This window comes from Polaromonas sp., from assembly GCF_030682935.1.
In the GTDB taxonomy this organism is placed as follows: Bacteria; Pseudomonadota; Gammaproteobacteria; order Burkholderiales; family Burkholderiaceae_C; genus Polaromonas.
Genome location: NZ_JAUXNA010000258.1, coordinates 1 through 1142, shown reverse-complemented (window position 1 = coordinate 1142; position 1142 = coordinate 1). Strand labels below are relative to the sequence as shown.

1 protein-coding gene is annotated in these 1142 nt (G+C 58.3%); it reads left to right on the top strand.

Annotation, left to right across the window (positions count from 1 at the left end; translation table 11 throughout):
- A partial coding sequence (gene ftsH, locus Q8K05_RS11750; RefSeq protein ID WP_305246785.1) for an ATP-dependent zinc metalloprotease FtsH occupies positions 1 to 1142 on the top strand: 1142 nt, incomplete at both ends.

Below are 1142 nucleotides of genomic sequence, written 5' to 3'. Positions count from 1 at the left end.
GCTCGACGAGTCCACTAACACCGTGACGTTTGCCGACGTGGCCGGCTGTGACGAAGCCAAGGAAGAGGTCAAGGAAGTCGTTGATTTTCTTAAAGACCCGCAAAGATTTCAAAAACTCGGTGGTCGCATTCCTCGCGGTTTGCTGCTGGTTGGCCCTCCGGGTACCGGTAAAACGCTGCTTGCCAAGGGCATTGCGGGCGAAGCCAAGGTTCCGTTTTTCTCGATTTCGGGTTCCGATTTCGTCGAAATGTTTGTTGGTGTAGGTGCCGCCCGTGTGCGCGACATGTTCGAAAACGCCAAGAAAAATGCACCCTGCATCATCTTTATTGATGAAATTGACGCCGTCGGGCGGCAGCGTGGTGCAGGCTTGGGCGGCGGCAATGATGAACGTGAACAAACGTTGAATCAGATGCTGGTCGAGATGGACGGCTTTGAGACCAATGTAGGTGTGATCGTGGTGGCGGCCACCAATCGTCCGGACATCCTCGATGCCGCTTTGCTGCGCCCTGGCCGTTTTGACCGTCAGGTCTACGTCACGCTGCCCGATATTCGTGGCCGTGAGCAGATACTGAACGTGCACATGCGCAAGGTCCCGCTTGGCCAGGACGTCAACGCGAGCGTCATTGCCCGCGGCACGCCCGGCATGTCTGGCGCTGATCTGGCCAACCTGTGCAACGAGGCCGCGCTGATGGCCGCACGCCGCAGCGCCCGTGTGGTGGAGATGCAGGACTTTGAGAAAGCCAAGGACAAAATCCTCATGGGCCCGGAGCGCAAAAGCATGGTCATGCCCGAAGAAGAGCGCAGGAATACCGCTTATCACGAGTCTGGTCATGCGTTACTCGGCAAGCTGCTGCCCAAGTGCGACCCGGTGCACAAAGTCACCATCATTCCGCGTGGTCGCGCCTTGGGCGTTACGATGAGCCTGCCGGCGCAAGACCGCTACAGCTATGACCGCGAGTACATGCTCAGCCAGATCAGCATGTTGTTTGGTGGACGCATTGCCGAAGAGGTGTTCATGAACCAGATGACGACTGGCGCCAGCAACGACTTTGAACGTGCCACGGCCTTGGCGCGCGACATGGTCACCCGTTACGGCAAGTCCGAGGCCCTGGGTCCCATGGTGTATGCCGAAAACGAAGGCG